Source organism: Streptomyces altiplanensis (genome assembly GCF_053591575.1).
In genome coordinates this window covers 24,385-42,878 of record NZ_JBSFUB010000064.1, presented here as the reverse complement: position 1 = coordinate 42,878, position 18,494 = coordinate 24,385, and the positions used below count along the sequence as shown (strand labels likewise).

16 protein-coding genes are annotated in these 18,494 nt (G+C 72.7%); 4 read left to right on the top strand and 12 right to left on the bottom strand.

The window, feature by feature from the left end; genetic code table 11:
- Both ACWD0Y_RS24715 and ACWD0Y_RS24710 read left to right on the top strand, forming a co-directional pair.
- Window positions 1-1,747, top strand: a 1,747-nt coding sequence (locus ACWD0Y_RS24715; RefSeq protein ID WP_450262501.1) for a DEAD/DEAH box helicase, incomplete at its 5' end; no start/stop codon positions are given.
- Entirely contained in the window at window positions 1,744-3,126 is a 1,383-nt protein-coding gene (locus ACWD0Y_RS24710) for an SWF or SNF family helicase (protein WP_450262500.1), read from the top strand. The genes ACWD0Y_RS24715 and ACWD0Y_RS24710, both read left to right, overlap by 4 nt.
- Before the next feature lie 54 nt (window positions 3,127-3,180).
- Here ACWD0Y_RS24710 and ACWD0Y_RS24705 read toward each other — a convergent pair whose 3' ends face one another.
- A complete protein-coding gene (locus tag ACWD0Y_RS24705) occupies window positions 3,181-4,710 on the bottom strand; it encodes an SDR family oxidoreductase (RefSeq protein WP_450262499.1) in 1,530 nt (509 codons plus the stop codon).
- A 59-nt stretch (window positions 4,711-4,769) separates the two neighbouring features.
- Here ACWD0Y_RS24705 and ACWD0Y_RS24700 point away from each other — a divergent pair, with 59 nt between their 5' ends.
- Window positions 4,770-5,270, top strand: a complete 501-nt coding sequence (locus ACWD0Y_RS24700; RefSeq protein WP_450262498.1) for a MarR family winged helix-turn-helix transcriptional regulator — start codon at window positions 4,770-4,772, stop codon at window positions 5,268-5,270.
- Window positions 5,271-5,391: 121 nt separating this feature from the next.
- Window positions 5,392-7,488, top strand: a complete 2,097-nt coding sequence (locus ACWD0Y_RS24695) for an MMPL family transporter (protein ID WP_450262497.1) — start codon at window positions 5,392-5,394, stop codon at window positions 7,486-7,488.
- A gap of 14 nt (window positions 7,489-7,502) precedes the next feature.
- Here ACWD0Y_RS24695 and ACWD0Y_RS24690 read toward each other — a convergent pair whose 3' ends face one another.
- The 11 genes from ACWD0Y_RS24690 to ACWD0Y_RS24640 all read right to left on the bottom strand — a co-directional run bounded on the left by ACWD0Y_RS24690 (window position 7,503) and on the right by ACWD0Y_RS24640 (window position 18,151).
- Window positions 7,503-7,697, bottom strand: a complete 195-nt coding sequence (locus tag ACWD0Y_RS24690; RefSeq protein WP_093797429.1) for a hypothetical protein — start codon at window positions 7,695-7,697, stop codon at window positions 7,503-7,505.
- Window positions 7,698-7,817: 120 nt separating this feature from the next.
- Window positions 7,818-8,696 (bottom strand): phosphatidylinositol-specific phospholipase C/glycerophosphodiester phosphodiesterase family protein, encoded by an 879-nt coding sequence (locus ACWD0Y_RS24685; RefSeq protein ID WP_450262496.1) that lies wholly within the window; start codon window positions 8,694-8,696, stop codon window positions 7,818-7,820.
- A 108-nt stretch (window positions 8,697-8,804) separates the two neighbouring features.
- A complete protein-coding gene (locus ACWD0Y_RS24680; RefSeq protein ID WP_450262495.1) occupies window positions 8,805-9,467 on the bottom strand; it encodes an ABC transporter ATP-binding protein in 663 nt (220 codons plus the stop codon).
- Entirely contained in the window at window positions 9,460-10,365 is a 906-nt protein-coding gene (locus ACWD0Y_RS24675) for an ABC transporter ATP-binding protein (RefSeq protein WP_450262504.1), read from the bottom strand. The genes ACWD0Y_RS24680 and ACWD0Y_RS24675 overlap by 8 nt, the downstream gene beginning before the upstream one ends.
- Before the next feature lie 266 nt (window positions 10,366-10,631).
- Window positions 10,632-11,525 (bottom strand): ABC transporter permease, encoded by an 894-nt coding sequence (locus tag ACWD0Y_RS24670; RefSeq protein WP_450262494.1) that lies wholly within the window; start codon window positions 11,523-11,525, stop codon window positions 10,632-10,634.
- Window positions 11,518-12,483, bottom strand: a complete 966-nt coding sequence (locus ACWD0Y_RS24665; protein WP_450262493.1) for an ABC transporter permease — start codon at window positions 12,481-12,483, stop codon at window positions 11,518-11,520. The genes ACWD0Y_RS24670 and ACWD0Y_RS24665 overlap by 8 nt, the downstream gene beginning before the upstream one ends.
- A gap of 32 nt (window positions 12,484-12,515) precedes the next feature.
- A complete protein-coding gene (locus tag ACWD0Y_RS24660; protein WP_450262492.1) occupies window positions 12,516-14,120 on the bottom strand; it encodes an ABC transporter substrate-binding protein in 1,605 nt (534 codons plus the stop codon).
- A gap of 110 nt (window positions 14,121-14,230) precedes the next feature.
- Entirely contained in the window at window positions 14,231-15,337 is a 1,107-nt protein-coding gene (locus tag ACWD0Y_RS24655) for an acyl-CoA dehydrogenase family protein (protein WP_450262491.1), read from the bottom strand.
- Complete coding sequence (locus ACWD0Y_RS24650; RefSeq protein ID WP_450262490.1) at window positions 15,334-16,515, bottom strand: acyl-CoA dehydrogenase family protein; 1,182 nt, start codon at window positions 16,513-16,515, stop codon at window positions 15,334-15,336. Before ACWD0Y_RS24650 ends, ACWD0Y_RS24655 begins: the two co-directional genes overlap by 4 nt.
- Window positions 16,512-17,480, bottom strand: coding sequence for an NADPH:quinone oxidoreductase family protein (locus ACWD0Y_RS24645; RefSeq protein WP_450262489.1), 969 nt, complete (start codon window positions 17,478-17,480; stop codon window positions 16,512-16,514). Before ACWD0Y_RS24645 ends, ACWD0Y_RS24650 begins: the two co-directional genes overlap by 4 nt.
- 92 nt (window positions 17,481-17,572) lie before the next feature.
- Complete coding sequence (locus ACWD0Y_RS24640; RefSeq protein WP_450262503.1) at window positions 17,573-18,151, bottom strand: helix-turn-helix domain-containing protein; 579 nt, start codon at window positions 18,149-18,151, stop codon at window positions 17,573-17,575.
- Window positions 18,152-18,494: the final 343 nt, after the last annotated feature.

The following is an 18,494-nucleotide window of genomic DNA, read 5'->3' as shown; positions in this document are numbered from 1 at the left end:
GGGGTACACCGTCTCACGCGTCGCGGACAGTTCGGCGGAGGTCCACCACCTCAGGCCCGCGACGCTCCGCCGCTCCAGTACGGTCAGCCCGTCCGTGCGTCTGCGAGACCAGTGGGTGCTGATCGACCCGGAAGAGGCCCGGCGCGCGCGGGAGAGCCAGGACCGCAAGGTCACCCCGATCGACGCGCTCGGTGCCGCGCTGACGGGCCGCACGGAGCTGAACGGCCGGCAGGTCGACGTACAGGCATCGGGATGGCTGGCACAGCTGAAGGAACGGATCGCCGATCCGGAGGGCGCGGACGACCACGCGATCGCGCAGCCGGCCGCGCTCGCGGCGACCTTGCGCGACTACCAGCTGCGCGGACTGAACTGGCTGCACCGCATGACGTCCCTGGGACTCGGCGGCTGTCTCGCCGACGACATGGGCCTCGGCAAGACCATCACCCTCATCGCCCTCCACCTCCACCGGCAGACGGACGGGCGGACCGCGGGACCCACCCTGGTGGTCTGTCCCACCTCCCTGATGGGCAACTGGCAGCGCGAGATCGAGAAGTTCGCACCCGGGACCCCGGTACGCCGTTTCCACGGCGCGGCGCGCAGCCTGGACGCTCTGGCGGAGGGGGAGTTCGTCCTCACGACGTACGGCACGATGCGGCTCGACGCGGCGCGGCTCGCCGGTCCCGCGCCGTGGGGCATGGTCGTCGTCGACGAGGCGCAGCACGTCAAGAACCCGTACTCGGCGACCGCCGGGCAACTGCGGACCATCGACGCCCACGCGCGCGTGGCGCTCACCGGCACACCGGTGGAGAACAACCTCTCGGAGCTGTGGGCCGTCCTCGACTGGACGACGCCCGGGCTGCTCGGCCGGCTCGGGACGTTCCGCAAGCACTACGCACAGCCGGTCGAGGGCGGGAGCGATCCCGCGGCCGCCGAACGGCTCTCCAGGCTGGTACGTCCGTTCCTGCTGCGGCGCCGGAAGTCCGATCCCGGGATCGCTCCGGAGCTGCCGCCGAAGACCGAGACCGACCACGCCGTGCCGCTCACGGCGGAACAGGCCCGTCTGTACGAAGCCGTGGTCCGCGAGACGCTCGCCGCCATCTCGGAGGCCGAGGGGTTCGCACGGCGCGGACTCGTGGTGAAGCTGCTCACCGCGCTGAAGCAGATCTGCAACCACCCGGCGCAGTACACGAAGGAGGAGCGGCCCGTCGTCGCGGGCCGCTCCGGGAAGCTGGAGCTGCTGGACGAACTGCTCGACACCGTCCTGGCCGAGGGAGCGAGCGTGCTGGTGTTCACGCAGTACGTGCAGATGGCGCGGCTGCTGGAGAAGCACCTCGCGGCGCGCGGCACGCGCACCCAGTTCCTGCACGGCGGTACGCCGGTGCCGGAGCGGGAGGCGATGGTGCGGCGGTTCCAGGACGGCGAGGTCCCGGTCTTCCTGCTGTCCCTGAAGGCGGCGGGCACCGGGCTCAACCTCACCAGGGCCGCCCATGTCGTGCACTACGACCGCTGGTGGAACCCGGCGGTCGAAGCACAGGCCACGGACCGCGCGTACCGCATCGGGCAGACCCAGCCGGTGCAGGTGCACCGGCTGATCGCCGAGGGGACCGTCGAGGACCGGATCGCCGGAATGCTCGCGCGCAAGAAGGAGCTGGCGGACTCCGTTCTCGGGAACGGCGAGTCCGCGCTGACCGAACTGACCGATGCCGAGCTGGCCGATCTGGTGAAGCTGCGAGGGGGTACGCGATGAGCGACCGGGACAGAGCGGGGGAACGGGAAACGGAGCGCACCTTCGACGCGCTGCCTCCCGCGCGGGGACGCGGTTTCGCGGGGACCTGGTGGGGCCGGGCCTGGACGAAGGCGCTGGAGGACACCGCGCTCGACAGTGAACAGCTCAGAAAGGGCCGCCGGTACGCGCGCGAGGGCGCGGTCGGCGCCGTGTCGGTGCGGCCCGGCCGGATCACGGCGGTGGTACGGGAGAAGGACGGTTCGGCGTACCGCAGTGACGTGCTGTTGCAGCGGTTGAGCGGTGAGGAGTGGGACCGCTTCCTCGACCTGGCGGTCGAACGCGCCGGGCACATCGCGGCGCTCCTGGACCGGGAGATGCCGCCCCACCTGGTGGAAGACGCGGCGGAGGCCGGACTCGAACTGCTGCCGGGTATCGGCGACCTCGAACCGGAGTGCTCGTGCGACACCTGGGACCACTGCCCGCACACCGCGGCGCTCTGCTACCAGATGGCGCGGCTGCTGGACCAGGACCCCTTCGTACTGCTGCTGATGCGCGGACGCGGCGAGCGGGAGCTGCTCGACGAGTTGCAGGTGCGCAGTGCCTCCCGGGCCGCGCCCCGGGAGGCGCCGGGAGCCTGCGGGGGCGAGCGCGCGCCGGAGGGTGTGCGGGCCGACGAGGCGTTCGCGGCGCGCGACGCGCTGCCGCCCCTGCCCGCCCCTCCGCCGCTCCCGGACGAACCGGGCCGCCCGCCGGCCCTCGACACGGAAACGGGACCCGCGCCGGGAATCGACGCGGCGGCACTGGAGTTCCTGGCGGCGGACGCGGCCGGGCGTGCGCACCGCCTGCTGGCCGAGGCGCTGTCGGCCGGACACGAACGGCAGCCGGTGGACGGGGAACCGACCGTGGAGCAGGACGCGGTGAGGCTGGCCTCCGGCGATCCCGGACCGTGGATCGCCGCGCGGCTCGCGTCGGGCTCCGGGCGGGACCGGGCCGGCCTCACCCTGGCCGTACGGGCCTGGGAGTACGGGGGGCGTGCCGCGCTCGCCGTACTCGAGGAGGAGTGGTCGCCGGAGCCGGAGGCACTCGCGCGCGCCCGTACGCAGCTGGCCGAGGCGTGGGACGAGGACGAGCGTCCGCAGCTGCGTGCCCGGCACAACCGGTGGACCGTCGTCGGCGCGGACGCACAGCTGAGGTGCGGTCGGGACGGGCGCTGGTGGCCGTATCGCAAGGAGCACGGGCGGTGGACGCCGGCCGGCCCGGCCGGGCCGGATCCGGCCGCGGCACTAGCCGTCGTACTCGACGAGCACCGCTCCCGGGCCGCGGAAGCCGCTCCTTCCCGTCCTCGCCCCGCCCCGGCCCCCGCCCAGCCGCCGGCCGCCCGGCTCCCGCGAGCCCGGTGAGCCGGGCGGCGCTTCCCGGACTCCGGTCCGCGGGACTTCACCGGATGCGTCCGCTCAGGACGCGCGGCTGTGGTCCACCGGCCTCTCCGACGGCTGTCCGGCCGCGGCCAGGGCGATGTTGCGGGCCATGCCGCCGAAGACGACGGCGTGGAAGGGCGAGACGCTCCACCAGTACGCGTGACCGAGCAGACCGCGGGGGTGGAACAGGGCCCGCTGCCGGTAGCGGGTACGGCCGGCGTCGTCCTCGTCGGCGTACATCTCCAGCCAGGCCAGGCCCGGCAGCCGCATCTCCGCCCGCAACCGCAGCAGACGGCCGCGCTCGATCTCCTCGACGCGCCAGAAGTCCAGCGAGTCGCCGACCCGCAGCCGGTGCGCGTCCCGGCGGCCGCGCCGCAGCCCCACCCCGCCGGCCAGGCGGTCCGCCCAGCCGCGCACAGCCCACGCGAGGGGGAAGGAGTACCAGCCGTTCTCGCCCCCGATGCCCTCGATCACCGTCCACAGGGCCTGCGGGGTGGCGTCGACGGTCCGTTCCCGCAGGTCGCTGTAGAGGCTGCCGCCGGCCCAGTCGGGGTCGGTGGGCAGGGGGTCGCTGGGCGCGCCGGGCACCGACGCGGAGGACCAGCGGGTGGTGACCTTGGCGTCCCGGACCCGCTGGAGCGCCAGGGCGAGCGCCTTGTCGACGCCGATCGGGGAACCCGGCGGACCGGGTACGTACGCGGCGATGTCGTGTTCGTGGCAGACGACTTCGTGGCGCAGCGACTCGGCGAGGGGCCGGGCGATCGAGTGCGGTACCGGCGTGACCAGGCCGACCCAGTGGCTCGAGAGGCCGGGAGTCAGGACCGGCACGGGGACGATGAGGCGCCGGGGCAGCCCGGCCACCGCCGCGTACCTGCGCATCATGTCGCGGTACGTGACGACGTCGGCGCCGCCGATGTCGAAGGCGCGGTTCACGTCGGCGGGCATGGAGGCGCTGCCGACGAGGTAGCGCAGGACGTCGCGGACGGCGATGGGCTGGATGCGGGTGCGCACCCAGCTGGGCGTGATCATGACCGGCAGCCGCTCGGTGAGGTAACGGAGCATTTCGAAGGAGACGGAGCCGGAGCCGATGATGACGGCGGCGCGCAGTACGGTCGTCGCCACCCCGGAGTTCAGCAGGATCTCCCCCACCTCGGCGCGCGAGCGCAGGTGGGGCGACAGCTCCCGTTCCGGCACGTTCCGCGGTGTCAGCCCGCCGAGGTAGACGACGCGGCGGACGCCTGCGGCGCGGGCCTGCTCCCCGAAGATCTCGGCGGCCCGGCGGTCGGTGCGCTCGAAGCCGGATCCCGTGCCGAGCGCGTGGACCAGGTAGTACGCGACGTCGATGTCCCGCATCGCCTCGCGCACCGACTCCTCGTCGGTGACGTCACCACGCACCACCTCGGCACGGCCGGCCCAGGGGTGGTCGCGCAGTTTCTCCGGCGTACGGGCCAGACAGCGCACCTGGTGCCCGGCGGCGAGCAGTTCGGGGGCCAGCCGGCCGCCGATGTAGCCGGTGGCCCCGGTGACCAGGCACCGAAGGGCGGGTGCGTCGTTCCCGTGTGTCATTGTCTTCCGCCTGTTCAGTGGTCCGTGGATGTGCCGTCGGGCTTCTATAGGCTGTTCGTGTGGCCAGTACAGATGAGCGGGAGTCCGGTGACGGTGGCATTGCCCCCGGCGGTCCGGCGGCGGATCTTCAGGCGTTCGCGGTTCAGCTGCGCCGCATGAACGGCGAGATCAGCCGTCTTGTCCACGGTTTCGCACTCGGCCAGGGACTGCACGCCACGGACATCCAGGCGCTGGCGGTGATCCTCGACAGCACGGAGCCGGTGACGCCGGGCCTGCTGCGCGAACACCTGGGCCTGACCTCGGGGGCCGTCACCGCCTGCCTGGACCGGCTGGAGCGGGCCGGGCATGTCAGGCGCTCGCGCGAGAGCGCGGACCGCAGGGTGGTTCATGTCCATTATGTGGAGGGAGCGCGGGCGGCGGCGCGTTCGTACTTCATGCCGCTCGCCACGGCTGCCGACCGTGCTCGCCGGCGCTTCAGCGAGGAGGAGCTGTCGGTGGCCCTGAGGTTCCTCACCGCCATGAACGAGGAGCTGGGCGGGTTGCGCGTACCGCGCCGCTGAAAAATCTCCGGACGACGTGGGTCCGAAGGGCCTGTCGACTTGCTTGTGGGCGCCCTTTATCTCAATGATTAAGATTGTTTTTTGTTGAGATACTTTCCGCGTCCCAGTCCCAGGAGTTCCCATGTCCACCACCGCACGGCGGATGCGCTGGCTCGTCCCCGCCGTTCTGCTCGTCGCCTGGCTGGCCGTCGGCGGCATGCTCGGCCCGTACGCCGGGAAGCTCGGCGAAGTCGCCACCAACGACCAGGCCTCCTTCCTTCCCCGCAGCGCGGAATCGACGAAGGTCATCGACGCCCAGAAGGCCTTCCGTCAGGGCGGGACGCTCCCGGCGGTCGTCGTGTGGACCTCGGACGACGCGGGCGGGCGGCTGAGCCAGGAGCAGCAGGGCGCCGCGACCCGGGCCCTGGCCACGCTCGCCGACAGCGCCGGGGTGGCGGGCAAGGTGTCCCCCGCCGTTCCGTCCCGGGACGGCCAGGCCCTGCAAGGGGTCGTACAGCTGGAGCCCGGTCTCGGCGAGGAGCTGCCCGGCGCGCTGGAACGGGTCACCGCGGCGGCCGAGTCCGTACCCGGCACCACCGTGCAGCTCGCCGGCCCCGCGGCGAGCCAGGCGGACCTCTCCGACGCCTTCGCGGGCATCGACGGCCTGCTGCTCGGCGTGGCCCTGGTGGCCGTGCTGCTGATCCTGCTGCTCGTCTACCGCAGCGTGCTCCTTCCGCTGGTGATCATCGCGGGAGCGGTCTTCTCGCTGGGCCTGGCATGCGCCGTCGTGTACGTCCTCGCCGACCACGACGTGGTCCGGGTCGACGGCCAGGTGCAGGGCATCCTGTCGATCCTCGTGATCGGCGCCGCCACCGACTACGCGCTGCTGCTCACCGCCCGCTTCCGTGAGGAACTGGCCGCGGGCACCGACCGGATCGCGGCCATGCGCGCCGCGCTGCGGCAGTCCTTCGGTCCGATCACGGCGAGCGCCGCCACCGTCGCGCTCGGCCTGCTCGCCCTGCTCCTGAGCGACCTGACCAACAACCGGGCCCTGGGGCCGGTCGGCGCGATCGGCATCGTCTGCGCCGTACTGAGCGCCCTGACGTTCCTGCCCGCCGCCCTGGTCGTCCTCGGCCGCGCCGCCTACTGGCCGGCGAAGCCCCGGCCCGCCGGGGACGGGAGCGGCGGTCACGGCGTCTGGACGCGGATCGCGGCCCTGGTGGACCGCGCGCCGCGCAAGGTGTGGGCGGTCACCCTCGCGGCCCTGCTCGCCTGCGCCGCCTTCGCTCCGACCCTGAACGCCAAGGGCGTGCCCCTGGACGAGATCTTCGTCAACGACGCCCCGTCCGTCGCCGCCCAGGAGACGCTGGGCCAGCACTTCCCCGGCGGGTCCGGGAACCCGGCCGTCGTCATCGCCGACGCCGGGGCCCTCCGGCAGGTGACGGCCGCCGTCGAAGGCACCGAGGGGGTGGCCTCGGCCGCTCCGGCGACGGCCTCCGGGCGCCCGGGAGGCGGCGAGCCGCTCGTCGTCGACGGCAGGGTACGCATCGACGCCGTCCTCGCGGACGCGGCGGACACCGAAGCCGCCAAGGAGACCGTCGTGCGGCTGCGCGACGCCGTACGCGCCGTGCCGGACTCCGACGCCCTGGTCGGCGGCTACACCGCCCAGCGGTACGACACCCAGCGCACGGCGGAGCACGACCGCTCCCTCATCGTGCCGGTGGTGCTCGCGATCATCCTGGTCATCCTGGTCGGCCTGCTGCGGTCGCTGCTGATGCCCGTCCTGCTCGTCACGACGGTGGCCCTGAACTTCCTTGCCACCCTGGGCGTTTCCTCGCTGGTCTTCCAGCAGCTGCTCGGCTTCGGCGGCACCGACTCCTCCGTTCCGCTCTACGGGTTCGTGTTCCTGGTGGCCCTGGGGGTGGACTACAACATCTTCCTGATGTCCCGGGTCCGCGAGGAATCGCTGCGGCACGGCACCCGCGAAGGCGTTCTGCGCGGACTGACCGCCACCGGTGGCGTCATCACCTCCGCGGGCGTCGTCCTCGCGGCCACCTTCGCCGCGCTCGGCGTCATCCCCCTGGCCTTCCTGCTGCAGATCGCCTTCATCGTCGCCTTCGGCGTCCTGCTCGACACCCTCGTCGTCCGCTCCCTGCTCGTTCCGGCCCTGGTCCGCGACATCGGCCGCACCTCCTGGTGGCCGGGGGCGCTCAGCCGCAGGCCCGACCAGGCCCGGTGACGTGTGGGCGGCGGTCAGGGCCTGAGGCCGCCGACCACTTCGGCGGTGGCGGCGATCCCGTTCTGGATGGTCGGCCCCACGCTCGTACCGGCCAGGAAGAAGCCGAGCAGGGCGCAGACCAGGGCGTGCGAGACCTTCAGTCCCCCGTTGCGCAGGAAGATCACCGCGAGAATCAGCAGAAACAGCACCAACGAGATCGAAATGGCCATGGCCAACCTCCTCCGCCGCGCCTGAATTGCGGCATTCGGCCGTCAGTCTGGCGCAGCGGAGGGTCCATTCGGGCGGAAGACACGTCCGCCGTACGGGTGTTGACTGGCGGTGATGGCCGACTACGCGTCGTACGTGCGGAGGAAACGCTCCAGGCCCGCGAGGTCGTCGGTGTTGAGGTGGTCCACGCCGGCGGCGAGCAGTTCGCTCCAGACGGCGTCCCGCGCCGGCCCCGGCAGATCGGGGGTGGCCCAGAAACGGACGCGCTGCCCGCGCCGGTGGGCGGTGGAGACGACGGCGTGCAGCTTCGCGCGTTCGGCCGCGGGGAACGGGCCGGTGCCCTGCCAGGTGAAGCTGTGCGTCCAGTTGCTGCTGATCAGCGGGATGAAGGAGGCGGGGGCCGGGCCCGCGGCACCGGGGCCGTCCAGGTCGTCGAGGCGTCCGTCGTAGAAGGCGTGGCGCACGCGCTGCGCCTCCATCGGGGCGCGGGCGGCGCGGTGGCCGGAGACGACGGGGGTCACCGCGCCGAGGCGGACGCGGCCGTACGCGTACGTGCTCAGCATCCGGCGGTACCGGCGCAGCTGGCGGTGGAGTTCGGGATAGGTGGCGGCCCCGTCGGTCTTGATGTCGATCAGCAGTTGCACGGGACGGCGGTGTCCGCGGTACACGGAACCGTGGTTGGCCCCGACCCTGGCCGCCAGGGGGGCCAGGTAGAGCGATTCGAGGGTGCGCGACGGGTCGAGGCCGACCGGGTCATGGGCGACGAGGAGCTGTCCGTCGACGAGGTGGATGTCCGCCTCCACGCTCGTGAAGCCGTGGGAAAGGGCGTCCAGGAGGGGGCGCGGGTGCTCGTAGTCGTTGTGCGCGTGCGCGCGGCGCAGGGGCCCGTGGCCGGGCTTCCGCTCGGCCGCTCGGGCGTACGAGGGTACGGCGACGGCTCCCGCGAGAGCGGCGGTGAGGGTGGTGACGACTCTGCGGCGGGTGGGCGCGATGACGGCCATGGTGCCTCCGGAGGTGTACGGGGCGTCGGTGACTCCGGCGAGTATCCGCCCCGTACAGCCTCAATGGGCAGGCCCACTACAGGAGTTCGGCCGATCGTCGCCCCCGGTTCAGACCGCCGCGGCGACGTCCTCCCAGCGGACCGTGCGGTCGCACCAGCGCTCCAGGAGGACACGGTCGTGGCCGACGGCCAGCAGGCCGGCGCCGTGTTCGCGCCGGTACTGCTCGACCACCGCGACCAGGGCCGCCGTCGTCGACGCGTCCAGCATCGCCGTCATCTCGTCGCAGACCAGCCAGCGCGGGCGCAGCACCAGGGCGCGGGCCAGGCAGGCACGTTGCAGCTGGCCGTCGCTCACCTCGTGCGGGCGCCGGGTGAGGAGGTCGTCACCGAGCCCCACGGCCTGGGCCAACTCGCCGACGGCGGTGGCCGCTTCGTCGCGCCGCCCGGTGGCGCGCAGCGGTTCCGCGATCAGGTCGCGCAGGCGCAGGCGGGGGTCGGCGGACAACCGGGGCTGCTGGAAGACCACGCCGATCGCCGTGCGCTGTTCGCGCGGGGCGCGGTGGCGCCAGCCGGTGACCGTGCGGCCGTCGAGGGTGACGGTGCCGGCGTCGGGGCGGTGGAGCAGGGCGGCGACCCGGGCGAGCGTCGACTTGCCGCAGCCGCTCGGCCCGAGCAGGCCGACCGCCTCGCCGGGCCCGACGGTGAGGCGGGCGTCCCGTACGACGGGCTTCCCGCGCTCGTAGCCTGCGGTGATCGCTTCGAGTTCAAGCACGGGCACTCTCCTGGACCGGCGGGTGGTGGCAGGCGACGCCGTCCGCGAAGTCCGGCCGCAGGGCGCAGGCTTCGGTGGCGTACGCGCAGCGGGCGGCGAAGGCGCACCCCGGGGGCAGGTCTCCGAGCTCGGGCGGCATGCCGGGGACCGGCGTGAACGCGCGCTCCGGAAGGGCGTTCAGCAGGCCCCGGGCGTACGGGTGCCGGGGGCCGGTCCCCCGGAAGAACCGCGCGGCGTCGGCGAGTTCCACGATGCGTCCCGCGTACATCACGGCGACGCGGTCGGCGATGCGCTCGGCGGCCGCAAGGTCATGGGTGATCATCAGCAGCGCGTGGCCGTCGTCGACGTGCCGGCGGAGCTCGTCGACGGTGCGGTCGACGAGGTCCCGGTCGAGGCCGGTGGTCGGCTCGTCCGCGAGCAGCAGGGGCGCGTCGCCGACGAGGGCGAGGGCGGTCGCGGCGCGCTGCGCGAGTCCGCCGGACAGTTCGTGCGGGTAGCGGTCGAGGTGGTCCGCCGGGAACGCGGCCCGCCCGGCCGCCGCGCGGGCCGCCGCGCGCACGTCCTGCTTCCGCGTGCCGGTCAGCTCGCGCAGCGTCTCTTCGAGCTGCGCTCCGACGGTCCGTACGGGCGTGAGGTGCGCGGCGGGACTCTGCGGTACGAGTCCGACCCGGCGTCCCCGCACCGTACGCGCCAGGGTGCGTTCGCCGGCGGCGAGCAGGTCGACGTCTCCCAGGAGCGCGGATCCCGCGGTCTGGGCGTTGCCGGGGAGCAGTCCGAGCAGCGCGGAGGCGAGCACGGACTTGCCGCAGCCGCTCTCACCGACGAGGGCCAGGCACTCCCCCTGCGCGAGGTCGAAGTCGGCGCCGGCGACGGCGGCGATGTGCCGCCCTCCGCGCATCCGGAACCGTACGGAGAGCCCTCGCACGGACAGCAGGGGCGTCCGGCGCCGCGCGGGACGGTCCGCTTCCGCGTCGCTTCCCGTGCCGGTGTCCGAGGCGGAGGGGGCCGCGTCGCGGACGTCCCCCGGAACGGAGGGGCGGACGTTCCCCGGAACAGAGGGGGGCGCCGCGGGGGAACGCTCCGAAACCGCTTCGGCGCCGTGCGGGCCGGCCGCGGCCGGAGTCTGCGCGGCCGTGGGAACCGGCTTCGCGTTCTGGGGCGGTGTCACAGCATCAGCTCCGATCGGCGACGCGGGTTGATCCGTTCCCGCCAGGAACCGGCCAGGCCCGCGATGGCGAGGGTCGGGATGATCAGGAGGAGACCGGGGAAGAGCGTCGGCCACCAGTCACCGGCCAGCAGCGAGCTGCGGGCCGACTGGACCAGGTTGCCCAGGCTCGCCTGGTGCGTCGGCAGGCCGAGGCCCAGGAACGAGAGCGCCGACTCGTGCCACATCGCGTGCGGGACCATCAGGACCGCCGCGAGCCCCGCCTGCGGCAATACGCCCGGCAGCAGATGCCGCACCGCGACCCGCCACCGCGACGCGCCGCCCGAGACCGCCGCGTCGATGTACGGGCGCGAGCGCAGCGAGAGCACTTCGGAGCGGACGATGCGGGCGGTGGACAGCCAGTGCGTCAGGGCCACCGACACGATCACCGGCCACACCCCCGGCCGGAACATCGCGACGATGAAGATGCCCAGCAGCAGGTGCGGGATGGAGGAGAAGGTGTCGACGAGCCGCATCACCACACGGTCCGTCCAGCCGCCGAACGCCGCGGCCGCCGCCCCCACCGCCGTACCGATGAACGTGGCGACGAGCGCCGCGACCAGGCCGACCATGAGGGAGACGCGCAGTCCGTACACGCAGCGCAGCAACAGGTCGCGCCCGACGTCGTCCGTCCCGAAAGGGTGGGCCAAGGACGGCGGCTGGAGCTTCATCGACAAGTCGACGGCCTGCTGGTCGAGATTGGCCAGCGGCGGTACGACGAGAACGGCGAGCACCACCGCCACCACGATCACGGCGGAGGTACGGACCCGGGCCGTGCGCGTCGAGCGGCGGGTGCGCCCGTGCGAGCGCCACACCGCGGGCTCGGAAACGGGTCCGGAAGCGAGCTCAGCCATCGAAGCCCACCCTCGGGTCCGCGAGTCCGTACAACAGGTCGGAGAGCAGGTTCCCGGCCAGCACCGCCGCCGTGGCGAGCACCGTCAGCGCCGCCAGCAGCGGGAAGTCCACCGAGGTCGCCGCCTGCACGGTCGCCGCCGCGATGCCCGGCCAGCTGAAGACCGTCTCGACGAGCAGCGCACCGGTGATGAGTTCGGGCACGCGCGAGCCGATGAGGGTGAGCGTCGGCAGCATGCCGGAGCGCAGGGCGTGTCCGAGCAGCACGGTGCGGTCGCTGAGCCCTCGCGCGCGGGCCCCGCGTACGGGATCCTCCTCCAGCGCGTCGGCGACGCCCTGGCGTACGTAGAGGAAGAACCAGGGAAGCTGCGAAACACCGAGAACGGCCGCCGGCAGCACCAGGTGCGTGACGACCTGCCCGAACGTGATCACGTCGCTGTCGGTGTCGGTCAGACCGCCGGCCGGCAGCACGCCCAGCCTGAGCGCGAAGAACCACATGGCGAGCAGGCCCAGCCAGAAGGCGGGCGCCGCTTCCAGGGTGTACGCCGCCGAGCTGACGGCCCGGTCCAGCCAGCCGCCCTGCCGCCGCGCGGCCAGTACGCCCAGCGACGTGCCGAGCAGGATCGCGACGAGGAACGCGGTGACGGCGAGCAGCACCGACCAGCCGAGGCGTTCGGCGATGACGTCGGTGACGGGCTGGCGCATCACGCTGGAGTCGCCGAGGTCCCCGGTGACCGCCGAGGTCAGCCAGTGCCACCAGCGTTCGACGAGCGGCTGGTCGACGCCGAGGTTGGCGCGGAGCTGGTCGAGGTTCTCCTGCGAGGCGGTGAGGCCCGCGGTGCCCGCGTATGCCTTGACGGGGTCGAAGGGCGAGGCGGCGGCGACGGCGAAGACGCCGAAGGTCACCACCAGCAGGATGGGGGCGGCGAACAGGAGCCGCCGCCCCGCCATCCTCGCCATCGGCCCCCAGGGGAGCTTCCGGCTCGGGTGTGTCACTTCTTCGGCTTCCAGTCCTCGACGTTCCACCACGGTCCGGAGGCCAGGCCGTGGTCGTGCGGCTCGATCTGCGTCGTCAGCCCGGACCACTGGTCGTCCACGACGTACAGGTGGTCGATGTGGGTGAGGAAGGTGTAGCCGGGGTTCTTCACGAGCTCGCGCTGGATGGTGTCGTACGCGGCCTTGCGGTCGGCCTTCTCGCCGCTCTCGCGGCCGGTCCTGAGCGCCTTGTCGACGGCCGGGTTGTCGTACTGGGCCATGTTGTTGAAGGCGTCGCCCGCCAGCGAGGACTGGAGGAGCGTGTACTGGTCGAAGTCGGGGTCGCCGGGCGCGCCGCCGCCCGCGAGCACCGCGTCGTGCTTCATGCGCGGCATGATGACCTCCCAGGTGCCGGCCTGGGTCTTGATGTCGATGCCGGCCTTCTTCGCGTCGGACGCGTAGGCGAGGGCGTGGTCCTGGCGGAGCTTGTCGCCGGACAGGTACCAGAGCGGGAACTGGGCGCGTACGCCGTCCTTGACGCGGATGCCGTCGGCGCCGGGCTTCCAGCCCGCCTCGTCGAGGATCTTCTTCGCCTTCGCGAGGTCGTGGGTGCGCTCGGTGCCCTTGGCGAACCAGGGACTGTCCGTCGGGACGGGGCCGTAGGCCGGCTTGCCCGCGCCTTCGAGGATCTTGTCGACCATGGCCTGGCGGTCGACGGCCACGTCGAGGGCCCGCCGTACGCCGGTGTCGCCCGTGACCTTGTTGTGGGTCGGCAGGGTCACGGTGCGGTAGTCGAAGGACTTGGCGGCGTACGTCGTCCGGCCGGCCTCGTCCTTGAAGGTCTTGGCGAGGTTGGGCGGCAGGATGGCGCCGTCGAGGTCGCCGGTGCGCAGCCGCGTGGCGCGCACGTCGTCGTCCTTGATGATCGCCATGGTGAACTTCTTCACCTTCGGCGCGCCGCCCCAGTAACCGGGGTTGGCCTTGAAGCTGAGCTTCTCGCCCTTGGACCAGCCGGTGAGGACGTACGGCCCCGTGCCGACCGGCTTCGTCGTGAAGGAGCCGCTGTTGACGTCCTGCCGGCCCGCGACGTGCTCGGGAGCGATCGGAAGGACGGTGCGCTCGGCGAACGGCGCGTACGGGTACTTGAGCGTGAAGACGACCTTGTGGTCACCGTCGGCCCGGACGTCCTCGACCGCGTCGAGTTCGGTCTTGGAGGCGTTGTTGGTCTTCTTGTCGAGAATGGTCTTGTAGGTGAAGACCACGTCCTTCGACGTGAAGGGCTTGCCGTCGCTGAACTTCACGCCCTGGCGCAGGGTGTACGTGTACGTGCGGCCGTCGTCGGCGACTTCGGGCAGCTCGGCGGCGAGCGCCGGCCGGAGCTTCATCTCGGCGTCGAAGGTGAGCAGCCCGTCGAAGATCTTGGAGTTGCCGTCCTTGCCGTAGCCGAGGAGCGGGCTGAGCGTCTCGGGCTCGTACGCGATGCCGACGACCGCGGAGTCCTTGGAACCGCCGGATCCGGAGCCGGTCCCGGACTCGCCCGGCTTCGAGCAGGCCGCCGCGGTGATGGCCAGTGTTCCGGCCAGCGTCGCGGCGGCCGCCCCACGTATCGATCGGGACAGCATGGCTCTCCACACCCCTAATAAAGATCAACAGTTATTGCGAACCGATCGCAATTAAACCGTATGTAAAGGGGTGCGGGATCCACTGCCCCTTACCGGGGCAGGGTCCCGCGCTACTCGGGCGCGGGCAGGCCGACGAGCTGCGCCACCGCCTCCGTGTGCCGGCCGGGCGCGCCCAGCGCGATCGAGTCCGCCTTGGCCCGCTTGAGGTACAGATGGGCGGGGTGTTCCCAGGTCATGCCGATACCGCCGTGCAGTTGTACGCACTCCTCGGCCGCGTGCACCGCGACCCGTGAGCAGTACGCCTGCGCGATCGCCACCGCGAGGGGCGCGTCCGCGCTGCCGGTGGCCAGGGCGTCGGCGGCGTTGCGGGCGGCGGCCCGCGCCGAGACGACCTCGAGCCACAGCTGCGCCATGCGGTGCTTGAGCGCCTGGAAGGAACCGACCGGGCGGTTGAACTGCTTGCGGTCGCGCGTGTAGCGGACGGCCTCCTCCAGACACCACTCGGCGAGCCCCAGCTGCTCGGAGGCGAGCAGCCCGGCCCCGGCGAGCAGCCCGCGCCGCACCGGAGCATCGGCCGATCCGGCGAGGCGGCGGCCGCGGGCCCCGTCGAGGGTGACGGTGGCGAGCGGCCGGGTCAGGTCGAGCGGGGTCAGCGTCTCGACGGTGACGCCGGGCGCCCCCGTCTCCACCGCGTACAGCCCGTCCTCGGCCGGTACGAGCAGGACCGCGGCGGCGGCCGCGTCCGCGACGCCGGTGACGCGTCCGCCGAGCGAGCCGTCACCGTCCGCCCGCACCGTGCCGGAGAGTCCGCTCCCGGGAGCGGCGGACAGCGGGACGGCGAGTGCCACGACCGTACCGCCGCCGGCGAGCGCGCCGAGGAGCTCCCCGACCGCCCCGTCCTCGGTGTCGCACCCCAGCAGGGTCTCGGCGGCGATGACCGCTCCGGTGAGGTACGGCGTCGGGGCGACGCTGCGGCCCAGCTCCTCCAGCACCACCGCGGCCTCGCGGTGGGTGGCGCCCTGGCCGCCGAGCTTCTCGGGCACGAGGAGCCCCGCCAGGCCCATTTCGGTGGCCAGCGATCCCCACAGCCGCGGGTCGTACGGCGTGTCCGACTCCGCGCGGGTGAGGACGGCCGCGTGGTCACAGCGGTCGGCGAGGAGGGAGCGTACGGCGGCGCGCAGGTCGTCCTCTGCCTCGGAGTACAGCAGGTCAGTCATCGGGCCAGGTCCTTCCAGGCGATGTCCTTGTCGCTGCGCGGCTCGGACGGCAGGCCGAGTACACGTTCCGCGACGATGTTGAGCAGTACCTCGCTCGTACCGCCTTCGATGCTGTTGCCCTTGGAGCGCAGGTAGCGGTAACCGGCCTCGCGGCCGGTGAAGTCGACGAGTTCGGGACGGCGCATGGTCCAGTCGTCGTACAGCAGCCCTTCCTCGCCGCGCAGTTCCACCTCCAGGCCGCTGATCTCCTGGTTGAGGCGGGCGAAGGCCAGCTTCATGGCCGAGCCCTCGGGGCCCGGCTGGCCCGCGACGAGCTGCTGGCGCAGCCGCTCGCCGGCCAGGCGTGCGACCTCGGCCTCGACCCAGAGACCGAGCAGGCGCTGGTGCAGGTCGTGGGTGCGCAGTCCGGGGCGTTCGCGCCAGGTCCTGGCGACCGGGCCGATCATGCCGCCCTCGCGCGGGATGCGGGAGCCGCCGATCGAGACGCGCTCGTTCATGAGGGTGGTCTGCGCGACCTTCCAGCCCTCGCCGACGGCGCCGAGGCGCCGGCTGTCGGGAATGCGTACGCCGGTGAGGAAGACCTCGTTGAACTCCGCCTCGCCGGTGATCTGGCGCAGCGGCCTGACCTCGACCCCGGGATCGGTCATGTCGCACACGAAGTACGTGATGCCCTGGTGCTTGGGCAGGTCCGGGTCCGTACGGGCGATGAGGATCGCCCAGCGGGCCACGTGGGCGCTGGACGTCCACACCTTCTGCCCGTCGACGACCCATTCGTCGCCGTCCCGCACCGCGCGCGTGCCGAGCGCCGCGAGGTCGGAGCCCGCGCCCGGCTCGCTGAACAGCTGGCACCACACCTCCTCGCCGACCCACAGGGGCCGCAGCAGGCTCTGCTTCTGCTCGTCCGTACCGAAGCGCAGGATGGTCGGCGCGGCCATGCCGAGGCCGATGCCGATGCGCCGCGGGTCGTTGTCGGGCGCGCCGGCCGCCGCCAGCTCCGCGTCCACGACGGCCTGGAGGGAGCGGGGCGCGCCGAGTCCGCCGAGGCCCACGGGGTAGTGCACCCAGGCGAGTCCGGCGTCGAAGCGGGCTTTGAGGAAGTCCGTACGGTCCGTGGTGGCCGGCGGGTGCGCGGCGAGCAATTCCTGGACCAGGCTCCGCACTTCGGCTGCGTCGGTCATCGGGCCGTTCCCTCCGGTACGACGACCACGCGTCCCGTGGTCGTGCCGTCCGCGACGCGCTGGACCGCGTCCGCCGCGTGCTTCATGGCCACGCGCTCGCTGACCAGGGGCCTGATGGCGCCCTCGGCGGCCAGCTTGGTGAGCTCCTGGTGGCAGGCGAGGACCGCGGCCGGGTCCATGGTGTTGTAGAGGCCCCAGTGCAGGCCGACGATCGAGTAGTTCTTCACCAGGGCGTGGTTGAGCCCCGGCGAGGGGATCGAGCCGCTCGCGAAGCCGACCACGACGATGCGGCCCTCGAAGGCGACGCACTTCACCGACTTGGCGTACGCGTCGCCGCCCACCGGGTCGTAGACGACGTCGGCGCCGCGCCCGCCGGTGGCTTCCTTGACCTTGGCGACGATGTCCTCGCCGTGCCGGTCGATGACCAGGTCGCAGCCCAGCTCCCGGGCGGTACGGGCCTTTTCGGGACCGCCGACGACACCGATGACGGTGGCTCCGGCCGCCTTGCCGAGCTGTACGGCGGCGCTGCCGACGCCGCCCGCCGCCGCGTGCACCAGCAGGGTCTCCCCCGCCTTGAGGTGCGCCCGGCGGTGCAGCCCGAACCAGCCCGTCTGGTAACCGATGTGCAGGGCGGCCGCCTCGGCGTCGTCCAGCGCTTCGGGTGCGGGCAGCACGCCGGCCGCGTCGACGACGACGTACTCGGCGAAACCGCCGTGCGGCAGCGCCGGAGTGGCGATCACGCGGCGGCCGTCCTCCGTCTCGCCGCAGATCTCGACGCCCGGGGTGAAGGGCAGGGGCGGCCGCACCTGGTACTGGCCGCGGCAGAGCAGGGCGTCGGGGAAGTTGATGTTCGCGGCGCGCACCTTCAGCAGGAGCTGCCCTTCGCCCGGCGTGGGTGTGCCGACCTCGTCGAGGCGCATCACCTCGCCCGGCTCGCCGTTCTCGTGCACTCGCCATGCCTGCATCCGAGATCCTCCACACACCGTAGGCAGTACCGCGCTCGGCGCATACTAAGCGGTCGCTTGCCCCGATGGGAACAGCTGCGGCGCCATCACCCCTACTTCGGCCTGGCCCGCACGTGCATCCGCTCCCCCTGGGGGCCGAAGAGACTCAGGACCTCCACGGGCCCCTCCCCCGCCGGGCCGAACCAGTGCGGCACCCGCGTGTCGAACTCCACCGCCTCACCGGAGCCGATCTCCAGATCGTGCGGACCCAGCACCACCCGCAGCCTGCCCGACAGGACGTACAGCCACTCATAGCCCTCGTGCGTGCGCGGCTCGGGGTCCTTGCGCCCCTGCCGGTAGACCACCTTGAACGCCTGGAGGCCGCCGGGCTGCCGGGTCAGCGGCAGATACGTCTGCCCGTCCCGCTCGATCGGTTTCGTCCGCACCCGGGGGTCCCCGACCGGAGGCGCGCCCACCAGCTCGTCGAGCGGCACCTGGTGGGCGCGGGCGATCGGCAGCAGCAGTTCCAGGCTCGGTTTCCGGCCGCCGGACTCCAGCCGGGACAAGGTGCTCACCGAGATCCCGGTCGCCTCGGAGAGTGCGGCCAGGGTGGCTCCGCGCTCCTTGCGCAGTTTGCGCAGGCGCGCGCCCACACCGTTCAGTACGCCGTCCAGGTCCTTCTCTTCATCCATGAGGACATTGCAGGATCGGCAAACGAGTTTGTCAAGCGGAGACGGCGCGGTGCGCGGGAACGGCCGGGTGCGCTCGGTGCCGCCGAGCACGTCCTCGATGTGCAGGTGGCCCAGCACCTCGCCGCCCGGTCCGGTGACCGGCAGCCCTGCCTCACTGGAGTCCTTGACCAGGCGGACGAGTTCGTCGTCGGTGAGGACGGAGGCGACCTCGCCCTCCGGCTCGACCAGTTCGACGGAGTCCTGCTCGGTCGCGCCCTCGCGGGCGAAGTGCTGCGCCAGCGCGGCCAGGGACGGCTCGGCGAGCATGCCGACGACCAGAGAGAGGTCACGGTGATGCCCAGCC

Bases quoted from the DNA above. Each gene is read 5' to 3' on its own strand.
- ACWD0Y_RS24710 (WP_450262500.1), top strand. From the start codon at position 1,744: ATGAGCGACCGGGACAGAGCGGGGGAACGGGAAACGGAGCGCACCTTC.
- ACWD0Y_RS24705 (WP_450262499.1), bottom strand. From the start codon at position 4,710: ATGACACACGGGAACGACGCACCCGCCCTTCGGTGCCTGGTCACCGGG.
- ACWD0Y_RS24695 (WP_450262497.1), top strand. From the start codon at position 5,392: ATGTCCACCACCGCACGGCGGATGCGCTGGCTCGTCCCCGCCGTTCTG.
- ACWD0Y_RS24690 (WP_093797429.1), bottom strand. From the start codon at position 7,697: ATGGCCATTTCGATCTCGTTGGTGCTGTTTCTGCTGATTCTCGCGGTG.
- ACWD0Y_RS24685 (WP_450262496.1), bottom strand. From the start codon at position 8,696: ATGGCCGTCATCGCGCCCACCCGCCGCAGAGTCGTCACCACCCTCACC.
- ACWD0Y_RS24675 (WP_450262504.1), bottom strand. From the start codon at position 10,365: ATGCGCGGAGGGCGGCACATCGCCGCCGTCGCCGGCGCCGACTTCGAC.
- ACWD0Y_RS24670 (WP_450262494.1), bottom strand. From the start codon at position 11,525: ATGGCTGAGCTCGCTTCCGGACCCGTTTCCGAGCCCGCGGTGTGGCGC.
- ACWD0Y_RS24665 (WP_450262493.1), bottom strand. From the start codon at position 12,483: ATGGCGAGGATGGCGGGGCGGCGGCTCCTGTTCGCCGCCCCCATCCTG.
- ACWD0Y_RS24660 (WP_450262492.1), bottom strand. From the start codon at position 14,120: ATGCTGTCCCGATCGATACGTGGGGCGGCCGCCGCGACGCTGGCCGGA.
- ACWD0Y_RS24655 (WP_450262491.1), bottom strand. From the start codon at position 15,337: ATGACTGACCTGCTGTACTCCGAGGCAGAGGACGACCTGCGCGCCGCC.
- ACWD0Y_RS24650 (WP_450262490.1), bottom strand. From the start codon at position 16,515: ATGACCGACGCAGCCGAAGTGCGGAGCCTGGTCCAGGAATTGCTCGCC.
- ACWD0Y_RS24645 (WP_450262489.1), bottom strand. From the start codon at position 17,480: ATGCAGGCATGGCGAGTGCACGAGAACGGCGAGCCGGGCGAGGTGATG.
- ACWD0Y_RS24640 (WP_450262503.1), bottom strand. From the start codon at position 18,151: ATGGATGAAGAGAAGGACCTGGACGGCGTACTGAACGGTGTGGGCGCG.